The 21,747-nt window shown below is 69.2% G+C and carries 19 protein-coding genes and 1 rRNA gene; 9 read left to right on the forward strand and 11 right to left on the reverse strand.

Annotated elements, in window-relative coordinates; genetic code table 11:
• Positions 1-38 precede the first annotated feature (38 nt).
• The 3 genes from LDO27_RS19745 to LDO27_RS19755 form a co-directional block, all read right to left on the reverse strand.
• Complete coding sequence (locus LDO27_RS19745; protein ID WP_224043588.1) at positions 39-431, reverse strand: hypothetical protein; 393 nt, start codon at positions 429-431, stop codon at positions 39-41.
• 175 nt (positions 432-606) lie between these two features.
• Positions 607-1,452 (reverse strand): ATP-binding protein, encoded by an 846-nt coding sequence (locus tag LDO27_RS19750; RefSeq protein ID WP_224043590.1) that lies wholly within the window; start codon positions 1,450-1,452, stop codon positions 607-609.
• 191 nt (positions 1,453-1,643) lie between these two features.
• On the reverse strand, positions 1,644-3,053 hold the full coding sequence (locus LDO27_RS19755; RefSeq protein ID WP_222207087.1) for a sigma-54-dependent transcriptional regulator: 1,410 nt from the start codon (positions 3,051-3,053) through the stop codon (positions 1,644-1,646).
• Positions 3,054-3,429: 376 nt separating this feature from the next.
• On the opposite strand from LDO27_RS19755, the gene LDO27_RS19760 reads away from it, so the two are divergent.
• Entirely contained in the window at positions 3,430-4,446 is a 1,017-nt protein-coding gene (locus tag LDO27_RS19760; protein WP_222207086.1) for a sigma-54 interaction domain-containing protein, read from the forward strand.
• A gap of 50 nt (positions 4,447-4,496) precedes the next feature.
• On the opposite strand, the gene LDO27_RS19765 is transcribed toward LDO27_RS19760, so the two are convergent.
• From LDO27_RS19765 to LDO27_RS19775, 3 genes are all read right to left on the reverse strand, one after another.
• The gene (locus LDO27_RS19765) at positions 4,497-5,348 is read right to left on the reverse strand and encodes an endonuclease/exonuclease/phosphatase family protein (protein ID WP_322790823.1); all 852 of its coding nucleotides are present in this window, start codon (positions 5,346-5,348) and stop codon (positions 4,497-4,499) included.
• Positions 5,345-7,663 (reverse strand): VTT domain-containing protein, encoded by a 2,319-nt coding sequence (locus tag LDO27_RS19770; RefSeq protein WP_224043592.1) that lies wholly within the window; start codon positions 7,661-7,663, stop codon positions 5,345-5,347. Before LDO27_RS19770 ends, LDO27_RS19765 begins: the two co-directional genes overlap by 4 nt.
• A 275-nt stretch (positions 7,664-7,938) precedes the next feature.
• The gene (locus tag LDO27_RS19775; protein ID WP_224043593.1) at positions 7,939-8,391 is read right to left on the reverse strand and encodes a MarR family winged helix-turn-helix transcriptional regulator; all 453 of its coding nucleotides are present in this window, start codon (positions 8,389-8,391) and stop codon (positions 7,939-7,941) included.
• A gap of 231 nt (positions 8,392-8,622) precedes the next feature.
• Between LDO27_RS19775 and LDO27_RS19780 the strand changes: the two genes are divergently transcribed.
• The 4 genes from LDO27_RS19780 to LDO27_RS19795 all read left to right on the forward strand — a co-directional run bounded on the left by LDO27_RS19780 (position 8,623) and on the right by LDO27_RS19795 (position 12,323).
• Complete coding sequence (locus LDO27_RS19780; protein WP_222207084.1) at positions 8,623-9,192, forward strand: YggT family protein; 570 nt, start codon at positions 8,623-8,625, stop codon at positions 9,190-9,192.
• Positions 9,193-9,353: 161 nt separating this feature from the next.
• Positions 9,354-9,638 carry a hypothetical protein gene (locus LDO27_RS19785; protein WP_222207083.1) on the forward strand — a complete coding sequence of 95 codons (285 nt, stop codon included), beginning with the start codon at positions 9,354-9,356 and terminating at the stop codon, positions 9,636-9,638.
• Between the two features lie 154 nt (positions 9,639-9,792).
• Entirely contained in the window at positions 9,793-11,352 is a 1,560-nt protein-coding gene (locus LDO27_RS19790) for an MFS transporter (RefSeq protein ID WP_222207082.1), read from the forward strand.
• A 137-nt stretch (positions 11,353-11,489) separates the two neighbouring features.
• Positions 11,490-12,323 (forward strand): IclR family transcriptional regulator, encoded by an 834-nt coding sequence (locus LDO27_RS19795; protein WP_224043596.1) that lies wholly within the window; start codon positions 11,490-11,492, stop codon positions 12,321-12,323.
• A 24-nt stretch (positions 12,324-12,347) separates the two neighbouring features.
• Here LDO27_RS19795 and LDO27_RS19800 read toward each other — a convergent pair whose 3' ends face one another.
• On the reverse strand, positions 12,348-13,112 hold the full coding sequence (locus LDO27_RS19800; RefSeq protein ID WP_224043625.1) for a phytanoyl-CoA dioxygenase family protein: 765 nt from the start codon (positions 13,110-13,112) through the stop codon (positions 12,348-12,350).
• A 303-nt stretch (positions 13,113-13,415) separates the two neighbouring features.
• Here LDO27_RS19800 and LDO27_RS19805 point away from each other — a divergent pair, with 303 nt between their 5' ends.
• The 4 genes from LDO27_RS19805 to LDO27_RS19820 all read left to right on the forward strand — a co-directional run bounded on the left by LDO27_RS19805 (position 13,416) and on the right by LDO27_RS19820 (position 18,928).
• A complete protein-coding gene (locus tag LDO27_RS19805; protein WP_224043597.1) occupies positions 13,416-14,348 on the forward strand; it encodes an AAA family ATPase in 933 nt (310 codons plus the stop codon).
• 4 nt (positions 14,349-14,352) lie between these two features.
• Positions 14,353-15,399: a DUF58 domain-containing protein gene (locus LDO27_RS19810; protein ID WP_224043598.1), complete on the forward strand. Its 1,047-nt coding sequence runs from the start codon at positions 14,353-14,355 to the stop codon at positions 15,397-15,399.
• A complete protein-coding gene (locus LDO27_RS19815; protein WP_224043599.1) occupies positions 15,396-17,429 on the forward strand; it encodes a transglutaminase family protein in 2,034 nt (677 codons plus the stop codon). The genes LDO27_RS19810 and LDO27_RS19815 overlap by 4 nt, the downstream gene beginning before the upstream one ends.
• Positions 17,430-17,575: 146 nt before the next feature.
• A complete protein-coding gene (locus LDO27_RS19820; protein WP_224043600.1) occupies positions 17,576-18,928 on the forward strand; it encodes an ankyrin repeat domain-containing protein in 1,353 nt (450 codons plus the stop codon).
• A 157-nt stretch (positions 18,929-19,085) separates the two neighbouring features.
• Here the strand turns inward: LDO27_RS19820 and LDO27_RS19825 are convergent, their stop codons facing one another.
• From LDO27_RS19825 to rrf, 4 genes are all read right to left on the reverse strand, one after another.
• Complete coding sequence (locus tag LDO27_RS19825; RefSeq protein ID WP_224043601.1) at positions 19,086-19,403, reverse strand: hypothetical protein; 318 nt, start codon at positions 19,401-19,403, stop codon at positions 19,086-19,088.
• 184 nt (positions 19,404-19,587) lie between these two features.
• Complete coding sequence (locus tag LDO27_RS19830; protein WP_224043602.1) at positions 19,588-21,054, reverse strand: DegQ family serine endoprotease; 1,467 nt, start codon at positions 21,052-21,054, stop codon at positions 19,588-19,590.
• A gap of 134 nt (positions 21,055-21,188) precedes the next feature.
• On the reverse strand, positions 21,189-21,509 hold the full coding sequence (locus LDO27_RS19835; protein WP_224043603.1) for a GIY-YIG nuclease family protein: 321 nt from the start codon (positions 21,507-21,509) through the stop codon (positions 21,189-21,191).
• A gap of 150 nt (positions 21,510-21,659) precedes the next feature.
• Positions 21,660-21,747 (reverse strand): 5S ribosomal RNA (rrf, locus tag LDO27_RS25710); the annotation flags it as partial.

A 21,747-nucleotide genomic window follows, 5' to 3' on the forward strand; every position in this document is an offset into this window, starting at 1 on the left:
TCTTGGGTGGTTGGGGTCCCGGACGCCCGGCGCGCGGTCTACTTGCCCGACTTGGCCTTGGCGGACTTGCTGTCGGCGTCGGACTTGCCGTCGGTCTTGCCGGCGCGCTTGGCGGCCGGCTTTTCCGGGGGCTGGTGTTCGCTGCCCGGGGGAAGCTCCCAGTCCGTGTCGTCCTGGGAAGTCGCGGTCTGCTTCTCGGCGTGCATGGCTGCGCTGGGCGAAATCGGGTCGCTGGCCGGGAAGGTCATCTCCAGCGATTCGTCGACGGCGCCCTGGTAAGTCTTGCTGCCTTCATCGGCATCGCGCCCTTCCATCGCGGATGGCTTCTTCTGGGCGTCGGACGACGCCTTGCCGGTCCCGGCGCTGCTCTTCGCAGTGCTTTTGGCGGCGGGCTTCGCGGAGGTGGAGGCGGCGGATTTGGCCTTCTGCATGGTGGACTCCTTTCGAGGTGTACCCACCATGGCTATGCAAGGCACGGGCCAGTCGGGAAAGCCGGGAAAATAGGGAAAACGCGGGGAATTTGCAGCGTCCCTAGGTGCACTTTTATGCAGAAGCGGTAAAAAGTACAGTGGCGCGGCGGGGCACCGCGGCGTGCGGCGGCCCAAGTCAATGCGGCCGAGGCGCCCTCGGGAAAATCACGGCGATACAGACGTTCCCATGGTTGGCCGAACACTGGTCCTCCTGCTCGGCGGCCAGACGCCCGCCCAGCATTTCCACCATCCGCCGCGTGAGCATCAGCCCCGAGCTCTGCCGCGGCGGCGTGCGGCTGCCCGGCACGGCGCGGCGCCCGAAGAAGTCCGTCAGTGTGGACACGCGCTCCTCGGCGCGCCTGCCATGGACGTGGCTCTCGGTGATGCGCAGCTGGACCTCCTCGTCCGACGGCGTCAGCCGTACCGTGATGGTGTCGCCGTTGCGCGCCTGCTTCAGGCAGTGCAGCAGCAGATGGCGCAACAGCGGTTCCAGCCGGCGCGGGTCGCCCTGGACCGTGGTGTCGGCATTGCCGTTCACGGCGTCCACCACCACCTCGGGCAGCGCGATGCGGCGCGGCTCGGTGGCCGGGCGCACGCCATCGATGGCGGCGTTGACAGCGGCCTTCAGCTCCGTGGGCTGCCACAGCGGCGGCGCGTCGTCCGCCAGGAGCCGCACCGACTCCTCCATATGTTCGATCAGTACCAGCTGCATGGCGGTGCGCAGGCCTGCCAGCGCGCGTTGCGCGGGCGGGGGCGCGGCGTCCAGCGAGTGGTCCAGCACATAGGCCCAGCTCTGGATGCCGTTCAGGGCGGAGCGCAGGTCGTGCGCCACCTGGTCGATCAGCGAGGCCACTTCCGCTGCCGATCCGACGCCCGAAGCCTCCGGCATCGCCTCGGAGGGCGCGGGTACCGCGCCGCCGTCGTCGCGCCCCGCAGCCGCATGCTGCTCGGAGGAGGGGGAGAATTGGGGCCGCTCAGACATGGGCACTCAGGTTGTGATGAACCACCATCGCGGGCGGAAAGGTTTGTGGTTGCCGGATGCCAAGCATACCTTGGGCCAAGGAGCGTCCCTCGGATGGTCGTGCCCGGTCGGGATGCGGGTGCAACGGGCGGTGCGGGACATCATGCCCGGGAGCGGTGTCGCGGCGTGCCGTGCTTGTGGGCCGCGCCACCTCAGTTGGAGGCCGTGGAGCGGCCCTCGACAGGGTTGCCGCCCCCGGGCTTCAAGGAGTCCGGCAACTTGCCGCCCGCGGCGTATTCCTCTAGCCGGTTGTACAAGGTTTTCAAACTGATGCCTAAAATTTCCGCCGCATGCTTCTTCACGCCGGCGCATTGCTCCAGGGTGGCGAAGATCAGCTGGCGGTCAGCGTCCGCGAGCGACATGCCGACCGGCACGGACACGACGGCGGTAGTGGGCGAATGCACCGCCGCGGCCTGCAGCGGCACGGGCGATTCGGCGATGACGTCGGTCTCCGCCATGATGTACGCCCGCTGCACGAAATTGCGCAGCTCGCGCACGTTGCCGGGCCATGCATGCATGCGGACATTGACCAGCACGTCCGGGCTGAAGCTGCGCTGGGTACCATGCTCGGCGTTGAGCTGGTCCAGGAAGGCATTGGCCAGCTGCACCACGTCGTCGCCGCGCGCGCGCAGCGGCGGCAACTCGATCGGGAAGACGTTGAGCCGGTGATAGAGGTCGGCGCGCAGCTTGCCTTCGGCGACCGCTTCTTCCGGATTGCGGTTGGTGGCCGCGACCACGCGCACATCGGCGCGCAGCTCGCGGTTGGTGCCTACCCGCATGAACGTGCCGGCCTCCAGCACGCGCAGCAGCTTGACCTGCAGCTCGATGGGCATCTCGGTGATTTCGTCCAGGAACAGCGTGCCCCCGGCCGCGCGCTCGAAGTAGCCCTTGTGCTGGCGCTCCGCGCCGGTGAAGCTGCCCCGCTCGTGGCCGAACATCTCGGACTCGATCAGGTTCGGCGAGATGGCGCCGCAGTTCACCGCGAGGAAGGGCTGGCGGCGGCGCGCCGACAGCTCGTGCACGGTCTGCGCGGCCAATTCCTTGCCGGTACCGCTTTCGCCGATCAGAAGCACGGTGGCCTCGGTCGGGGCCACCTTGCCGAGCTGATCGTAGACGCTCTGCATCGTTTCCGAGCTGCCCAGCAGCCGGCCGAAACGCCCGAACCGGCGCAGCTCGCCACGCAGCGAGCGCACTTCCGCGCGCAGGTCGCCGGTGGTGGCGATGCGCTTGAGCACCGTCTGCAGGCGCGCCACGTTGATCGGCTTGACCAGGTAGTCGGTGGCGCCCAGGCGCAGCGCATCGACCGCACTCTCGACGCTGGCATAGCCGGTCATCAGGATGATGTCGACGCCCGCCGAGCCGATCTCGTTGAACAGGTCCTTGCCGTCGCCGTCGGGCAGCTTCAGGTCGGCCAGCACGGCGTCCGGCATCTGCCAGCCGATCTGCAGGCACGCCTCGCGCAGGTCGCCCGCGGTGGCAGCCGTAAACCCTTCGGCCGCGGCGATCTCGGCCAACGCGGCACAGGTATTTTCATCGTCATCGACGATCAGCAGGTGTGGCATAGGCTTGAAGTAGCTGCGGCCGGCGCGCCGCGCCGGCTTGGCATGGATTACACGGAAGCCGGCGGGCAATGGTGGCGCCGGGAGCCGGCTTCCTTCGAAAAGGCGGCCGGGGCGGAACGCCCTGAGCATGAAGCCGGAACGGGTCCAGCCTGCGTGCCCGCTATTGCGCTCGTGCGGGAGATAGATTCCATTCTATGCAAGGCTGGCAGCGCAACATACCAGTGTTCGTCTGACATGAAAACGGCGCTGCCCGTGGTAAAAAAAACAATTGGTCGCGCCCCCACCCAGGCGCTAGCATTGCTTACAACCGTTCACCATCACGTTGCCGCCCGGCCGCAGGCCTGCGGCAACGTGTGTTTATAGCCAGCCAACGTCCATGTCCAGCAGCGTAGTGTCCGACTCCCCCGCTTCATCGACGCCCCATCGCCTGCATCCGCGCGACGCGCAGATCGGTCAGATGTCCATGTTCTGGCAGAGCACGTCGCCGGCCATGCAGGGCCTGCTGGCCCAGATCCCGCGCGTGGCGGCAACCGATGTGCCCATGCTGGCGGTCGGCGAAAGCGGCACCGGCAAGGAACTGGTGGCCCGGGCGGTACACGAGCGCAGCAACCGCCAGGGCAAGCCTTTCATTGCCGTGAACTGCGGCGCGATTCCGGCCACGCTGATCGAGTCGGAACTGTTCGGCCACGAAAAGGGCGGTTTCACCGGTGCCGTGCAGCAGAAGGCGGGCTACTTCGAGCAGGCCCACGGCGGCACGCTGTTCCTGGACGAGGTGACCGAGATGGCGCTCGACATGCAGATCAAGCTGCTGCGGGTGCTGGAGACGCGCACCTTCCATCGCGTCGGCGGCGACACCCAGGTCGTGTGCGACGTGCGCATCGTGTCGGCCACCAACCGCGATCCCATGGAGGCCGTGCGCAGCGGCCAGCTGCGCGAGGACCTGCTGTACCGGCTCGCCGTGTTTCCGCTGCATATCCCGCCGCTGCGGGACCGCCGCGAGGACATCGTCCCGATGGCCAAGCATTTCCTGGCCGAACTGAACGCGGCCGAAGGCACCGACAAGGTGTTCTCCAACAGCGCGCTGGAGCGGATGTGCCAGTACGGCTGGCCGGGCAATGTGCGCGAACTGAAGAACACGATCCACCGCGCCTTTATCCTGGCCGATCGCGTGATCGAGGTACCCAATCCCAATATCGCCTCGCAGCCGCCGGTGCCCATCGCCGCGGACGGCATCCTCAACGTGCGGATCGGCACCTCGCTGGCGGACGCCCAGCGCGGGCTGATCCTGGCCACGCTGGCGCGCTTCGACGGCGACAAGCGGCGCGCCGCCCATGCGCTGGGCATCAGCCTGAAGACCCTGTACAACCGGCTCGATACCTACCGCGACGGCTGACGCGCCGGCCGCGGAAACCCCCGGCGAACGGCCGGGCGAAGGATGGGACGCTAGCCGGGAAACAGCCGCAGCCGCGAAACCAGCGGCAGGTGGTCCGAGGCGCAGCGCGCCAGCTCCGAACGATGGCTAGCAACGGAGACCAGCACCGCGCGCGGCGAGCTCCAGATCCGGTCCAGCGCGAACACCGGCAGCCGGGACGGAAAGGTCGCCACATGCGGCGCACGCTCGAAATACGCATGCAGCCAGCGCAGCGGGCGCCCCCACAGGAACCACTCGTTGACATCCCCCAGCAGCACCGTCGGCACGCCCGGCTGCTCGCGCAGCGAGGAAAGCAGACGCTTGACCTGGAGCCGGCGCTCCTTGGGCCACAGCCCCAGATGGGTGGCGATGACCCGCAGCGGGAAATGCTCCCCTTCGGACACCGTGCAGGCGAGCATCGCATCGATCGCCCCGCGCGGTTCCCGCCGCGGCACGCTCAGGTCCAGGCGGCGCGTCGACAGGGGCGCAAAGCGGGTCAGCAGCGCGTTGCCGTACTCGCCATCCGGGCGCACCAGCGTGGGTCCCGGAATCGCGTGATAGCCAGTGTGCTCGGCGAGAAAGCGCAGCATGTCGAAGCCCGTGGTGCGCGACTCCACCTCCTGCAGCGCGATGATGTCGGCGGCGATCTCGTTGAGCACGCCGGCCACGCGCTTGGGCATGAACCGCCCGTCGGTGCCCACGCCGCCATGCACGTTGTAGCTCGCAACCTCGATGGTGGTGGGCAGGGCCACGGCGCCCGCCGTGTCGACCGTGCCCGCCGTGCCGGACCTATCGCCCGCAACCAGCGCCTCGACCGCCGTCGCTACGTCGGCGGCCCCGTCCAGGTCCGCGACGTCGTTGGTGTTTTCGTAACCTGTCTTCACGTTGGATGTCCTCCATGCGCGCCGCGCGGCGCGGGACCATGCGCCAGCGGCTCCTGCGCGGCCGCCGCGGCCTGTCGCTTGCGCTTGCGCCGCAGGATCAGCAACGCACTGATCGGGATCAGCAGCACCAGCAGCAGCAGGGCGAAGGTCAGCGGGCCGGGGTTGCGCGCCGCCGCCGCGATGCGGTCCACCAGCGAGGCCGAGATGACGATGCCGGGCGTCATGCCGAGCGCCGTGCCCAGCAGGCAGTCGCGGAAGCTGATGCGCGACGCCCCCACCACCAGGTTGACCAGCGTGAACGGCGCCACCGGCACCAACCGCAATACCACCATGGCCAGGACCCCGTGCTGCCCCACCTGCTTGCTCAGCGCATTGAGCCGCTTGCCGCCGAATCGCCGCACCGCGTCGCGCCCAGCCACCCGTCCCAGCCCGTAGCCGGTCGCCGCGCTCAGCACCACGCCCGCCAGCGCATACAGCGCGCCCAGCACCGGGCCGAACACGATGATGGTGACGACGATCAGCACGGTCACGGGCACGAGGACCAGACCGCCCGCGACAAACGCGCCGATCATGGCGAGCGGCGCGAACGGCAGCGTGTCGAACTGCTCGACCAGATCGAGCACGCGGCGGAAATCGGCCCACTCGCGCAGCGGCGTATAGCGCCACGCGAAGGCCAGCGTGCCGAGCAACAGCAGCAGCGCGATCAGAATGCCGACGCGGCCGACCACGCGCGGCCGCGCCTCGTGGGTCAGGAATTCGTCGACCAGGTTGTCCGGCTCGATCGGCTCGATCGGATCCAGCAACGCGGCGTCCGGCAGCATGGCGTCGATCTCGGGCAGCAGCGGCGGATCGAAGGCGTGCAGGGTGCGCTCGCCCGGTCGGTGGTAGCGCGCGATGGTGTCGTGCAGCGCTTCGCCGCGCTCCTGCGCGGCGACCAGTTCCTGCGGCGGCACGTCCAGATGCTCCCCGATCAACCGCGCGCGCATGGCGCGGATGGCCGCGGCGATACGCGGGTCGCCGTTGGACTCGATGACCAGGTTGCATTCGGTATCGAGCCCCATCGAGCGGTTGTTCAGGTTCGCCGAACCGATGGTCAGCAGCTTGTCGTCGACCACCATCACCTTGCTGTGCACGTTGACCCCGGGCTTGCCGGCCGCGGTGTCGGTGTCGTCGTCTTCGCCCGGCACGCGCGGGCAATACAGCCGGTAGCGGTGATGTTCGTCGACCGTGCGCAGCTTGCGGTGCGCCCGCGCCCGCAGCGCGCCCATGCTGTGCTCCTCCAGCCAGCCGCTTTCGCTGCGGCGCGAGACGATGGCCACCTCGGGGCCGTCCGCCTCGGGCAGCCGCTCGGCGAGCGCATCGGCGACCAGCGCCGAGCTGAAGTACTGGTTCTCCATGTAGAGCGTGCGTTCGGCCGCGGCAATGGCGTCCAGATGCAGCGCCCGGATCTCACCGATGCCCGGTTCGTCCTCGAACCGCGGCGCGGTGCGCGCGATGGCCACCGGCACGTCGGTCAGATCCGGCGTCACCCCCGCCGGCCACAGCCGGCGCCTGACCTTGTCGGGCGGCCGCGGCCAGCGGCCAGTGGCGCGGTGCCAGCGCTCGGCGGCCATTTCGCCGAGCGCGCGCGCCGCCGCGCCGTCGACGGCCGCCTGCACGTCGTGGAACGGGCCGTAGGGCTTGCCATCGGGATCCACGCGCATGGGGTCGTCCAACGCATGGCGCGCGGTATCCCAGCGGCAGCGGGTCAGGTCCAGGCCACCGGCAAACCCCAGGCAGTTATCGATCACCACCACCTTCTGGTGATGCGAGGCACCGACCGGGTGGCGTCCGTCGAGCCGGAAGGTGAGGCGGCGATGTGTCTGCCAGTCGAGCTTGACCGCCGGCAGCCACTCGCGCTCCATCGCGTAGACCATGGCGAAGTCCCAGCTCAGGACGTAGATGCGCAGCCGCCGCCGGCGCCGCACCAGGGCATTGAGAAAATCGCGCAGGCCTTCGGGAAAGCCATCGTTGGCGCCGCCGGGGACGAGCTGGAAGCGGCTGTCGATATCCCAGCCCAGGATGAATACGGTGTGCTCGGCCTCGATCAGGGCGGCACGCAGCGCGCGGAAATACGCCTCGCCATCGACCAGCATGGCGAAGCGCTCGGCCGGCTCGATGCGCCAGCAGTTGCGGCCGGGCTGCAGGATGGCGGAGCCTGGTCGGCGCGGCGGCGGCTCGGGCGTCAGCATGGCGGCCGACTGGCCGGCGGCCGTGCGCGCGTCGGCGCCGGTCGTGCCAGCGAAAGCGGCGAAAGGTGGTTTCTGGTCGGTCATGACGGCCTGTGAGCACAGCGACGCGCCAGGGTCCGGGCGCGCGCGCCGCGATTGCAATGTCGACCTGTGCCGCGCGTCAGCCGCTGCCATGCCGTGGATCGGCCCAGCGGCGCGGCGGCAAGGGAACAGGAACGGGCGCAAGCTCCATGCCAGCGGTGGCAGCCCGCAAAGCCGCAAAGGCTCGTCCCGCCGCCAGGCGTCGCTGAAAAAAGTGCCGGCTACGATTCCCGCCTTGCAGTTTTTACAATCGCCAGCGGCGGCACGCCGCAGGGGGATCAGCCGCGCTCGCCGCCGTCGTCGTTGAACGCCGTCAGACGCGCGATGCGGAAGGTATTGCGCAGGGACTGGAGTTCGGCCCGATGGAGCACCGCCAGGCGGTTCAGGCAGCGTTCTCCCTTGGCGAGCAGATGGACCTCGACGATGCGGCGATCGTCGGCGTTGACCCGCCGGCGCACCAGCCCTGCGGCTTCGCAACGGTTGACCAGCGCCACCACCCCGTGCTGCTTCGCCTGCAGCCGCTCGGCCAGTTCGCCGATGGACGCCCAGTCCTTGCCCGGACAGCCCCGGATATGCAGCATCAGCAAATACTGCTGGACCGTCACGCCCTCCGCGCGCACCGCGTCCTCCGAGAAACGGAAGAAGCGGCGAAGCTGATAGCGGAAATCGGACAGGGCCTCGAAATCCTGCTTCTCTAGCTGGGGCTGGTCGGGGACGGACTTTCGGGTCATGGGGAACGCGGCGGCGGGGCGCCGCCAGATTGGGCTGGAAGCACATTATATGGCCGCCCTCCGCGCCGCCGGCCCCGTGGCGGGCGGCGCGCTGTGCGGGCCCGCACACGCCTGTGGCGCCCGGGTGGGAAACCCAATGGTGTTGCACGGCCGATGCACCGTCCGCCGGGGGCGGTATGGCAGAATCTGTGCGTTCGCGGACACCTGCGCCAATCCACCAACGGAACCACGATGTTCACGGAAATCGCCATCTTTCTGATCGACACCATCTTTACGCTGTTCGCCATGGCGCTGCTGCTGCGGCTATGGATGCAACTCACCCGCCTGCCGACGCGCAATCCCGTCTCGCAGGGCGTGTTCCAGGTCACCGACTGGCTGGTGCGGCCGCTGCGCCGGATCATCCCGGGCCTGGGCGGCATCGACTGGGCCACGGTCATCGCCGCGTGGCTGACCGCCGTGGTGTTCCTGCTGCTGGTGCTGGCGCTGTCCGGGGGCGACCCGCTGGGCTATCTGCCGCTGGTGCTAGTCATCGCGGTCCTGAACGTGCTCAAGTGGGGCATCAGCCTGGTCATGTGGGTCACCCTGCTGATGGCCATCCTGTCCTGGGTCAATCCTCATTCGCCGATCACCCCGGCCATCCAGCACCTGACCGAGCCGCTGCTGCGCCCGATCCAGCGCGTGATGCCGCGCCTGGGCGGCTTCGATATCTCTCCGCTGGTGCTGTTCGTGATCGCGCAGATCCTGCTGATGGTGCTGGCGGCGATGAGCGCGGAGCTGTTCGGCGCGCGCTTCCGGCTCTGATCCCGTCCCCGGTTTCCGCTGCCCCCGCTTGCCGCGGCGGCGCATTGTTCGCGTGGGCGAACGGTGTGTCGCCGCCATCGGCTTTTTCCGGTTCCTGCTCCTGACTAGAGTGTCAGGGACGTGGCAAACGCCACGGTCCTGAAACCATAAGGAAAAAAGCCATGAAGACTCTTGCACACTCCCGCCGCTTCGCCCTGACCCTGCTGTGCGCCGCCGGCCTGTCTGCGGCCGCTTCGCTCGCCCATGCCGGCGAACTGCACGACAGCACGCTGCGCCTGGACGGCTCCGCAGCCCGCGTCGGTGCGGCCGATCCTTACACTGACGGCGCCTCCGCCGTCGGCGCGCGGGATGTCTACACCGATGGCGCGCGGGCGCTGAACCGGCATGAAGCGGGAGCAAGCTCGCATGTCGCCGACCAGCGCGACGCGTTCAGCCAGGGCGCCTGATTCTTCCGACCGAAAAATCGCGCCAGCCAGCCGCCCCTGTGGGCGGCTTTTGTTTTGAGCCATGCCGCCGCGACGGCGGCATTGTCCGCGACCACGGACAATGTATCCAGCGGACGCGGTTTTTCAATGCGGCACGGCCGGCTAAGCTGCCGTCATGCCGCAAGTCACTTCGACCGCTCCCAGCGTTTCGCCTCCTCCCCGCCCGGGTCTCGCGCTCGCCTCGCATCCCGAGATGAGCCATGCCCGCGTGTCGGGATTCGGCCTGACGCTGGGGCTGGTCACCGGCATCGATTTCTCCGCCGCGCTGATGATGGGCGTGGCAAGCCAGCACATCCAGGGCGGCGTGGGCGCGGCTCCCTCGGACTATCTGTATGCGGTCAGCGCGTACGCCGCCAGCGCGGTGCTGATGAACATGGTGCTGGACCAGTTCGCCCGCCGCATCTCGTACCGGCGCTTCACGCTGGCTTCGCTGCTGGTCTTCGTCGTGGGCGCGCTGATCTGCGCGGAGGCGACGAGCCCCGCCGGCCTGATCGGCGGCAAGGCGGTGCAGGGCCTTGGCGCGGGCGGCCTGTTCGCGGCCTCGCGGATCCTCGCGCAACTGGTGTCGACACCGGCCGAGCGCGGTCCGCTGATGCTGCGCTTCGGCATCGGCGCATTCGGCCTGCTGGCGGTCACGCCATGGCTGACCGGCGTGTTTCTCGACGACATCGGCTGGCGCGCGGTATTTCTGTTTCAGGCCGGCATCGCGCTGCCGGTGATGCTGGCGGTGGCCCTCACCTATCCGCGCCGCGCCCCGCGCGACCCGCATCCGCCGGTCTCCACGCTGGACTGGCCCGCCGCGCTGGCCGGTGCCGGCGGCGCGCTGGTGCTGCTGCATACCCTGCAGGAGATGCGCTACACCCGCTTTTTCAGCGGCCCGGAAATGCCGCTGATGGCGGCGCTGGGCGTCGCGCTGATCGCACTGTGCGGCTGGCGCCTGCACCGGCATCCGGACCCGTGGATCGACCTGTCCCGGCTGGCCGGGCGGCGCTATCTGTTTGGGCTTGGCTTCTACGCCCTCTACTATCTGCTGTCGGCGATCTGGAGCTTCCTGCTGCCCACGCTGACGCAAAGCGGACTGGGCCTGACGTTCCGCACCACCAGCATGCTGCTGTCGGCCAGCGGCACGGTGGCGGCCATCGCGGCGATCGTCCTCACGCTCGCCATGTCGCTGGTCTTCCGCAAGCGGCGCATCATCGCCGCCGGCTTCGTGGTCTACGCCTGCGCCGCAATGCTGCTGTCCCAGCGGCTGATGTCCGGCGCACCGGACTATGCGCTCGTGCCGGTCGTGCTGCTGGAGGGACTGACCCCGGCGCTGCTGATGGTGCAGGTGGCGTCGATGACGTACCTGGACGTGCCGGTGGAGGACTTCTCGCACGCCTATCAGTTCAAGAACGTCTGCAAGCAGATCGCCACGGCCGTCGGCACCGGGCTGGCCAGCATGTTCATGCAGGACGGCGTCGCCACCCACCGGACCCATCTCGTCGAGCACGTGACACGGTTCGAGCCGGCGCTGCAGCAGCCCGGCGCGCTGACCGCCGAGGCGCTGGCCCGGCTGTCCGCGGAAATCGACCGGCAGGCCAACCTGCTGGCAGGCGTCGACGTGCTGCACGGCTTCGCGCTGGCTTGCGTGCTGGGGGCCGTGTTCGTGGTGCTGCAAAAGAGCTTCCGGTAGGCGCGCCCGGGTCCGCAGCGCCCCCGACGGGGACCGATGGCCAAGGATCGCGGGCACGCCCGCTCACTGGCGGATTGCCCGCATTTCCTCTACTCTTTCGGCCTTTCCACGCGCATTCGGCGTTTTGCCGTTTCCAGATGGCCAGCCCCGCCTCTCAAGAACCGCCCGCAGACCATCCAGACCAGCCGCCGGGCACCCCGGCCGAAAAGCCGAGCGACACCTATGTGCAGTCCTTCGCCCGCGGGCTGTCGGTCATTCGCGCCTTCAACGCGCAGCGGCCGGCACAGACGCTGACCGAGATCGCGCAGGCCAGCGGCCTCACGCGCGCAGGCGCCCGCCGCATCCTGCTGACGCTGGTGGGACTGGGCTATGTCCAGGCCGACGGCCGGCTGTTTCGCCTGACGCCGAAGATCCTAGACCTGGGCTTTGCCTACCTCACGTCGATGCCGTTCTGGAACCTGGCCGAGCCCATCATGGAGGCGCTGTCGCAGCAGGTGCACGAGAGCTGTTCGATCTCCGTGCTCGATGGCACGGAGATCGTGTATGTGCTGCGGGTGCCCGCGCGCAAGATCATGACCATCAACCTGTCGATCGGCAGCCGGCTGCCCGCGTATTGCTCCTCGATGGGCCGCGTGCTGCTGGCCGGCCTGCCCGACGACGAGCTGGACCGCACGCTGCGCGCGAGCGACTTGCGCCAGCGCACCCAGCGCACCGTCACCGATATCGACGCACTCAAGGCCATCATCGCCGAGATCCGCGTGCGCGGCTGGGCGCAGAACGATCAGGAACTGGAAGAAGGACTGGTGTCGCTGTCCGCGCCGATACGCAACCGCTCGGGACAGGTCATCGCCGCGATGAACATCAGCGGCCAGGCCAACCGCACCAGCGCCGAGGAAATGGTCCGGCGCTTCCTGCCGCCGCTGCTCGACGCCTCCGACAAGATCACCAACCTGGTCAGCCTGCGCAGCTAGCGCGTGCCTATCCGGCCAGCGCGCCTACTCCATCGGCGCGGCGCCCACGTCGACGCTACCGAACTGCGCCGAACGCGAGCCGGGCACCGGCTGATTGCTGCGGCCATGGTAGGCAAAGGCGACCGACAGCTTGACCGTGTCGGACAGGTTCTGGCCGGCGCTGTGGAACAGGCGGCTGTCGAAGAACAGCACGTCCCCGCGCCGCAACGGCACCGAGGTCGTGCCGGCCAGCAGCGCCGCGCTGGCCGGGTGCGACTCGATCAGGAATTCCGCGGCATCGAGCTGGCCCGGCTCCAGCGCCGCATGGTGCGAGCCCGGTATCACGCGCAACGCACCGTTGCGCTCGTCCTCGTGGCCCAGCGCCAGCCAGACCGTAACCAGGCGCGGGCTGGTGAACGACCAATAGCGCGTGTCGCGATGCCAGCCGGTCTGGCTCCCATAGGCGGGGTGCTTCGTCATGACGCAGTTGTGGTGCGCCAGTGTGAGCCGCGCCGGCTCGCCGAGCAGCGCGGCAACCACGCCGGCCAGCGCCTCGCCGGTGGCCCATTGCCGCAGCGCCGGATCGCGGTCGTAGGCTTGGCGCAGGCGCCGCACGGTGCCGCCGCCGGCGGCATCGCGGCTCGCTGGCGCGCCTGGGTAGCCCAGCTCCGCCTCGTATTCGACCGGCGCGACGGCGTGCGCCAGCTGTTCGCGGGCGACGCGTTCCAGCACGTCGCAGGCCCGCTGCGAGGCGAATCCGCGCAACACGATGAAGCCTTCGGTGTCGAACCGGGCCGCCAGCGCCGCCATCTCGGCGGGCTCGGGCGGGGTGGCGAACGGCTGCGGCAAGGACTGCGTGGAAGGGGAATCCGGGCGGGTGGCAGGAGGCAACGTCATCGCGGCTGATCGCGGCTAGGGGCAAGGGGAAGGTAAGGCCCGCGCTGCGGCGGGTCCGTCAATTACGATGATGCCAGAAGGCGACGCGGCGCGTCTTTGCGCCAGCGCAATCGGTGCGCCAGCAGACGGTCGGCGCGCGCACGCGTGCCGCTACAATGGCCGCACCCGGATGCCGCCAGCAGGGGGCAGATCCGCGCAACCGGACATCAGGCTACCGTGACCGCACGCCCCATGATCGCCGCGCCGCTTACCCAGGCCCACGACCAGCTTGGCCGCATCCTGCTTGGCAAGTCCGGTCAGATCCGCCTGGCACTGGCCTGCCTGCTGGCGCGGGGTCACCTGCTGCTCGAAGACCTGCCGGGCGTGGGCAAGACCACGCTGGCCCATGCGCTGGCCCGCACGCTCGGCCTGCAGTATCAGCGCGTGCAGTTCACCAGCGACCTGCTGCCCGCCGACCTGATCGGCGTATCGGTGTTCTCGCAGGAAGCCGGCCAATTCCGCTTTCACCGTGGGCCGGTGTTCGCCCAGGTCGTGCTGGCCGACGAGATCAACCGCGCCACCCCCAAGGCGCAGAGCGCGCTGCTGGAGGCCATGGCCGAGGGCCAGGTCACGCACGACGGCGTCACCCATGCGCTGCCCGTGCCGTTCTTCGTCATCGCCACGCAGAATCCCCTGGACCAGCTCGGCACCCACGCGCTGCCGGAATCGCAGCTCGACCGCTTCGCGATGCGCCTGTCGCTCGGCTACCCCGACCCGGCCTTCGAGCGGGCGCTCTACCTCGGCGGCGCCACCGCCCCCGATGTCGCGCCGCTGATGGGGCCGGAAGACGTGCTGGCCCTGCAGCAAGCCGCGGCGCGGGTCCATGCCAGCGCGGCGCTGGTGGACTATGTGCTGGCGCTGGTGCAAGCCACGCGCGGCCATCCGCGCTTTGCCGCCGGCCTGTCGCCGCGCGCCGGGCTGTGCCTGCTGGCATGTGCGCGCGCATGGGCCATGCTGGCCGCGCGCGAACACGTGGTGCCGGAGGACGTGCAGGCCGTGTTCGCCGCCGTCGCCGCGCATCGCCTGCAATCGGCAAGCGCGGGCAGCGCCGGTGCGGCCGACACCGCCGATGCGCTGGACCGGCTGCTGGCGGAAGTCGCCATCCCCTAGCGCGATGCCGCGCGGCCGCCCCGGGTTCGCCAGCGCCCCGCCGGCCGGGCGTTTTGTCCGGGCCTGGCGTTCGCGCCCCCGCGCGCCGGTGCAGGGCCGCGTGACACTGGACCGCCGTCATCTCTATATCCTTCCCACCCGCGGCGGCCTGGGCTTCGGCGTGCTGCTGCTGGCCATGCTGCTGACGGCGCTGAACTACAACGTCAGCCTCGGCTTCGCGCTGACGTTCCTGCTCGCGGGCGTTGGCATGGCCTGCATGTGGCAGGCCTATCGCAACATGCTGGACGTGGCGGTGGCCGCCGGCGACGGGGCCCCGATCTTCGCCGGCGCCACCGCCGTCTTCCCGCTGCGGCTGTACAACGGCGATCCGCATGTCCGCATCGGCATCCAGTGCAGCCTTGAAGGAGAGGTTGACCTGCCGCCCGTCGACGCATCGGTCGATGGCAACGGCGAGGCCGCGCTGTCCCTTCGCCTGCCCGCGCCCGTGCGCGGCCGGCTCGCCTTGCCGCGCGTGACGCTGTCCAGCCGCTTTCCTCTTGGCCTCTTTCACGTCTGGAGCCACGCCGACTTCGCCGCCGGCGCACTGGTCTACCCCGCGCCGGAGCGCGCGGCGCCCCCGCTTCCCCTCGCGCTTCGCCATCACCAGCACGGACACGCCGCGGCGTCGGCGTCCGACGAGATGGACGACGCCCTGCGCCGCTATCGCGCGGGCGACCCGCTGCATCGGATCGCGTGGAAGCACAGCGCGCGCACCGGCCACCTGCTGTCGCGCACCGGCGAAGCCGGCAAGCCGCCGGCCCTGTGGCTGGACTGGGACGCCCTGCCGCAGCACATGGACGCGGAGCGGCGGCTGTCCCGCCTGTGCGCCTGGATGCTGGCCGCGGGCGACGAGATGGAGTTCGGCCTGCGCCTGCCGGGCGTTGCGCTGGCACCCGCGCGGGGCGCGCCGCACCGGCGGGCGTGTCTGGAGACGCTCGCGCTGTGGCGGGCCCCGGCCGCACCCTCCGCCGCGCCACCGCCACCCTCCAGACCAGCGGGCGGCGCCACATGAACGCCCAGGCGCGCGCGCTCGACCATGCCGAACACGGCATGCTGCTGGCGCAACTGGCGCTGGTGCTGGCCCCGCTGGCCCGCGCGCTGCCCTACACCTTCAGCCTGCTGCTGGCGATGCTGATGCTGTGGCGCTGGCTGCTATGGCGGCAGCACGCCGCGCTGCCATCGCGCGCCATGCTGGGCGTGGTCGCTACCATGGTGCTGGCGGTGGCCGGTCTGCTGGTGTGGCAGGCCGGCGGACAGATCGGGCGCGAGCTGTCGGTGGCGCTGCTGGGCGCCTTCGTCATTCTGAAGCTGCTGGAATGCCGCGCCCTGGCCGACGCGACGCTCGTCACGCAGCTGTGTTTCTATCTGCTGCTCGGCCTCTATCTGTTCGACCAGCCCTTCTGGCTGGCGATCCATACGGTCGCGGCCGCAGCCTGGATACTGCGCAACTGGCTGTTCCTGCAGCATCCGCAGGCGCGCGGCCGCATCGCGCCATGGCCGCTGCTGGGCCGCATGGTAGCGGGCGCGCTGCCTTGGGCGCTGGTGCTGTTCCTGCTGTTTCCCCGGCTGGAGCGCCCGCTGTGGCGCTTGCCGCAAAGCGCACCGAGCGCCAGTACCGGCATCGGCGACACCATGAGCCCCGGCAGCGTGGGCCGGCTTACGCCCTCCACGCAGATCGCGCTGCGCGCCGACACCGGCGGCCGCGCGCTCCCTCGCGGCGAACTCTATTGGCGCGCACTCGTGCTGTGGCAGTTCGATGGCGGCACCTGGCGCACCGTGCCTGCCCGGCAAGCCCGCATGCGACCCGCTCCGGCAGTCCCGGACGAGACGGCAGGCGGCGCAGCGGCAGGCATCGACTACACCATCACGCTGGAACCGACCCAACGCCAGTGGTTGTTTCTGCTCGACCGCGGCCAGGCCATCGGGCAACAGGCCGATGCCATGGTCTCGCCCGATGGAGAATTTCTCGCCCGCACTCCCGTCGGTCAACGGCTGTTGTACCGGGCCCGCTCCGCGCCCGCGGCGGCCGAGGCGGTGGAGCCGTTGGACCCGCAGACCCGCCAGCTCGCCTTGCGCCTGCCCGCCGGCAACCCCCGGGCCCGCGCCCTGGCCGCGCAATGGGCCGAACGCCATCCCGAGCCCGCCGACCGGGCGCGGGCCGCGCTGGCCCTGTTCGCCGCGGCACCCTTCGCCTACACGCTGTCGCCACCGCCGCTGGGCAGCGAGCAGATCGACGGGTTCCTGTTCGGCACGCGCCGCGGCTTCTGCGAGCACTACGCGGGCAGCTTCGTTTTCCTGATGCGGGCCGCCGGCGTGCCCGCGCGCGCGGTCATCGGCTACCAGGGCGGCGAATTCAATCCGGTCGGCGGCCACTACATCGTGCGGCAGGCCGACGCGCATGCATGGGCCGAGATCTGGCTGGAGAACAGGGGATGGGTGCGCGTCGATCCGACGCATGCCGTGGCGCCCGGCCGGATCGAGCGCGGCATCGATGCGCTGCACGACGGCGAGATCGCGGCGCTGCGCGAAGCGCGGCGACCGGGCTGGCTGCGCGACGTGCGCTGGGGCATGGACGGCATGGTGCATCACTGGCACCGCTGGGTATTGCAGTACGACCACCGCATGCAGCTTCAATTGCTGCGGCAAGCCGGTCTGGGCGGCAATCTGCTGCCGGTCATGCTGGCCAGCATGGCCCTGCTGGCGGCACTGGCGATGCTGCCGCTGCTGCTGCGGCGGCGCGCGCGCGGCGGCGACCCGGTACGAGCGGTTTACGCAAGCTTCGCGCAAATGCTGGCGCGGCACGGCTGCGTGCGGGCGCCCGGCGAGGGACCGTGCGACTTCGCCAGACGCGCGGCAGCGATGTACCCGGCCGCCGCGGACGCCGTGCAGGCCTTCACGGAACAGTACATCGCGCTGCGCTATGGCAACCGTTCGGCGCACGCCGACAAGGCCGGCGCGTCGGGGCTGCGCCGGTCTCTCGCGCGCGTGCGCGGCGCGCTGCGCCGCGGCGCGCCACGCGCGGACGGGAACGAGTCCCGATAGGGCGCAGGCATTTTCACAAAGGCCGTCCGGACCCCGCACCTACATTGGCGGCTCGGCGTGCACGGCCAGCCGGGTCCTTCATGCGGCGCGGCCTACGGCGGCAATCGGGCACGCCATCTCAACCCAGAAACTTCATGGAGATGCCTATGCTGTCGTTGATCGTCAACCGCTTCAGCGCGCGCGCGGAACATCTGGACACCAGCGTGGCTCGACTGGCGGCCCAGCGCGATACGGAGATCGGCCCGTTCGAGGAAGAGGAGCAATGGTTGCGGCGGCGCCTGCGCGTACTGGACGCGCAGATCGCCCTGCTGCGCGAGCACCCGCGCCCAGGACCGGAGACCTGCCAGGACCGCTACCAGGCGACCCTGAACACGCTGGCTCATGAGTTCGTCAGCGGACATCGTCAGCGGCTGGACAGCCGGCTGTCGGACATCGTTTCGAGGACGCCGGCGCGAGGTCCTGGCGGCGAATTGGCAAGGCACCAGCGCAGCCTCCAGCAGTTCGAAGAGCGTGTGGCCGCGGAAATGGCATGCCACCGCCAGTTCTGCATCGAGCGCCCGGAGCCGCGGCCGCAGTCCCTGGTGAGTGACCTGGAGCACGAGAAGGAATCGATCGAAACGATCCTGCATGCGCTGCGGGACAACATCGCGACGATGAGCGCCGCCGTCGAACGCACCGCGTGCGACCTGAGTGGAAGGCTTACCGACCTGCGGCGCGAGCGCGAGTCCGCGCTTGCCGATGCGCAGCGCCACGAGCAGTGGCTGAGCGCCTGCGCGAAGGCCGATCTGGTCAATGTCATCGCAGGAATGCGCAGGGTTGCTTTGGAGGAGCGAGCGGCGTTCATCAATCGGCTCGGCGATGGCGGCCGCAACGCATTGCATCTGGCCTGCGAGACCACGGATGTGGTCATTGCGAACCTGCTGCTGTCCGGCGGCGGCTCGCTCGAGGTTCCGACGGACCGGGGACGCCTGCCGATCCATATGGCCTGTCGCAGGGACTGTGGCGCCCAGACCGGAACGTTTCTGTCCTGGCTCAAGGGGAGCGGGGCAGACGTCAATGCGTGCGATGGCGATGGGCGCGGCCCGCTGAACGAGGCGGCTTATTACGGCAACGTATCCGCTGTGCGCTGGCTGGTCCAGAACGGCTGCCAGCTAACGGCATGCGACCGCCAGGGGCGCACCGCGCTGCATGTCGCCGCGGCGGCGGGCCAGGCCGCCATGGTGGAAGAACTGCTGGCCCTCGGCGTGGATCCGACGAGCGCCAATCGTGCTGGCGAGCGGCCGCTGGTGGAAGCCTTGCGCAACGGCCATGCAACCGTCGCAATCGCGTTCTTCGATCGGGGGCTATGGCTGCCCGCCTCGGAAATCGCTGCCTTGCAAGGCAGCGCGGCGTGGCAAGTCGCGGCGGTCAGGCACGCCTTCTGGGCGCCGGTGGAGCAGCAGCTCGCGAAGCGTCGCGATGAGGCGCTGCGGGCCGGAATCAGCGGCACGAGCGCATAGCGCGCGGGTGATGTCGTGGGGTACTGACTAGCGGGGAGCCGGCGTTCGTGCCGGCCGGGTGCAGCGGTCGTGCGCTGGAGACGGGTCATCATCGGCGGCGCTGCCGATGTGGGTCAGGCGGATATCGGGAGAAACAGGAGCGTCGTAGGCTGCGGGCTTAGAACAAGGCAAGCTGGCGCATGCCGAACCCCACCGTCTCTTCGACGCGCATGCGGGCATGCATCAACGAACCCTCTGCGCCGGAGTAGTTGCCGGCGGCCCAGCGATACACGACCGGAATCTCGCCGCGGTCCGACAGTCGCACTTCGCCCAGCTTGTCGCCGCGCTCGTTGCGATAGAAGTGCGAACGATAGCCGCGCTCCCAGTGGGGAGGTTCGGCCTTCTTGCGTCGGCGGGGTGCCGGCGCAGTGCGCGGCAGGCGCCGCACTCGTTCGGTACCCGCCGTCGATGTTGCGCGGGTCAAATCCAACTGCATAGACGTCCTCGTTCGTCGAGTCCGCAAGACGATCCCTGTCTTGCATCGCAGTCGTGATGATACCCCTTACCGACACTTCTGTGAGCGTCTTGGTGACAATTGACTACCTTGAAAGCCGCGCCGGCCAAGGCTTGCAGGGTCGGCGACGCCGTGTCGGACGGCGCCGACCCGCTTGCCATCCCGATCAGCCCAGTTCGAGCGGCACGAACAGACGGGTGTCTTCACGCTGGACGAGCAGCGCTACCTCCTTGCCCGACTTGCCCACCAGCGAGCGCAACTGCTCGACCGAAGTAATCGGCGTGCCGTTGAACGCGAGAATCACGTCCCCCGGCTGGATGCCGACGCGCGCGGCCGGTCCGCCGACATCCTCCACCACCAGTCCGCCCTCGATACCGCTTTGGCGTTGCTCGGCCGGGCTCAACGGCCGCACCGCCAGTCCGAGCTTGCCACCGGCCTGCGCCTCGCCCGCCTTCTGCGCAACGTTGTCTTCGCCGGCGGTGCCCACCCGCGCGGTCAACGTCAGCGTCTCGCCCTTGCGGATGACCTTCAGCGGAGTGTCCGTGCCGGGTTTGATATCGGCCACGCGCTCGGGCAGTTCGCCGGAATGATCCACCACGTTGTTGCCGATCTGCACGATCACGTCGCCCGGCTTCAGGCCCGCCTTCGCGGCGGGACTGTCGGGCTCCACCGTGTTCACCAGCGCGCCCGTCGGCTTAGGCAATCCGAACGACTGCGCCAGCGCCTGGTTGACTTCCTGTACCCCGATGCCCAGACGCCCACGCGTGACCTTGCCGTGCGCCACCAGCTGCTGCTGGACCTTGGTAGCCACGTCGATCGGAATCGCGAACGACAGGCCCTGGTAACCCCCGGTGCGGCTGTAGATCTGCGAATTGATGCCGATCACTTCGCCATTGCGGTTGAACAGCGGGCCGCCCGAATTGCCCGGGTTCACCGCGACGTCGGTCTGCAGGAACGGCACATAGGTGTCGTCGGGCAGCGACCGCGACTTGGCGCTGACGATACCGGCGGTCACGGTGTTCTCGAAACCGTACGGCGATCCAATCGCCAGCACCGGCTCGCCGACCTGCACGTTCGACGGATCGCCCAGGCGCACCGTGGGCAGGTCCTTGGCGTCGATCTTGAGCACGGCGATATCGGTCTGCTTGTCCGCGCCGAGGACCTTCGCCTTGAATTCACGGCGGTCGGTCAGCTTGACCGTGACCTCCTGCGCGCCCGCCACCACGTGGGCGTTGGTCAGAATCACCCCGTCGGCGCTGACGATAAAGCCGGACCCGAGTCCGCGCGCGAGCTGCGGTCGCTCGTCCTGCTGCGGCCCCTGGAACTGCGGGCCAAAGCGCTTGAAGAACTGGAACAACGGATCGTCCGGGTCCATGCCCGGCGGCATCTCGGCCGAAGTACGCTGGGTGCGTGCGGTAACGCTGATGTTGACCACGGCCGGGCCGTACTTTGCGACGACACCGGAGAAGTCGGCAGGCGCGGCAACTGCCGTGCCCTGTACGGGCGCCGCGACCGGCGTGGGCGCCGCGTAGCTAGGCGCGATCGCGTTGTTCTGAAGGAGTGCATAGCCGCCGACCAACGCCGCAACGGCTGCAGCGCCAATGGCCGATCGAGCAAGGGTCTTGCGAATCATGATGTGTCCTCTCGGTGTGATTCCCTGCGCCGACTTTCCGGCGCGACAGGGGAATGCTAGCCATGAAGACTTAAGCCAGCCTTAAGAGAGGAAATCCGAATGCAAAATCGCGTTGCTGGGAGTCTGAAGCGCGCTCAAGCCATTGGCTTTGCGGCCCGCTGCGGCACCAGGTCGGCCACTCCCAGCACGGCGCCCTGCGTGAGCCGCAGGCAAATGGCGCGCTTGTCGGTAGCGCTCAGCCGCTTCATGGCCGCCTCGGCTCGCGATGCCTCCGAGCGGCCTTCGAACGACATTGTCCCGAGAATAAGCAGTGGCCTGCGCGAGCGCGTGTATTTGGCCCCGCTGCCGGCCTGATGCTCGGCAAAGCGGCGCTGCACGTCCGTAGTGATGCCCGTATAGATGCTTCCCCCCTCGCATTCGAGCAAGTACAGAAACCACGGGACAGCTTGCGACATGGCAATCGACGACGAGTCTTGAACAGACGGCAGCGTAACAAAAAGGGCGCCGGGTGTAGCGCCCGGCGCGTCGAAATCGGCGGCGTATTAACACGCGCGCCCAAAGCAAAACACCCCAGCTTTGAGGGCTGGGGTGTTCTGGGAATAAGAGCCTGGCGATGACCTACTTTCACACGGGTAGTCCGCACTATCATCGGCGCGAAGTCGTTTCACGGTCCTGTTCGGGATGGGAAGGGGT

Source organism: Cupriavidus respiraculi, assembly GCF_914271545.1.
GTDB classification, from domain to species: domain Bacteria; phylum Pseudomonadota; class Gammaproteobacteria; order Burkholderiales; family Burkholderiaceae; genus Cupriavidus; species Cupriavidus respiraculi.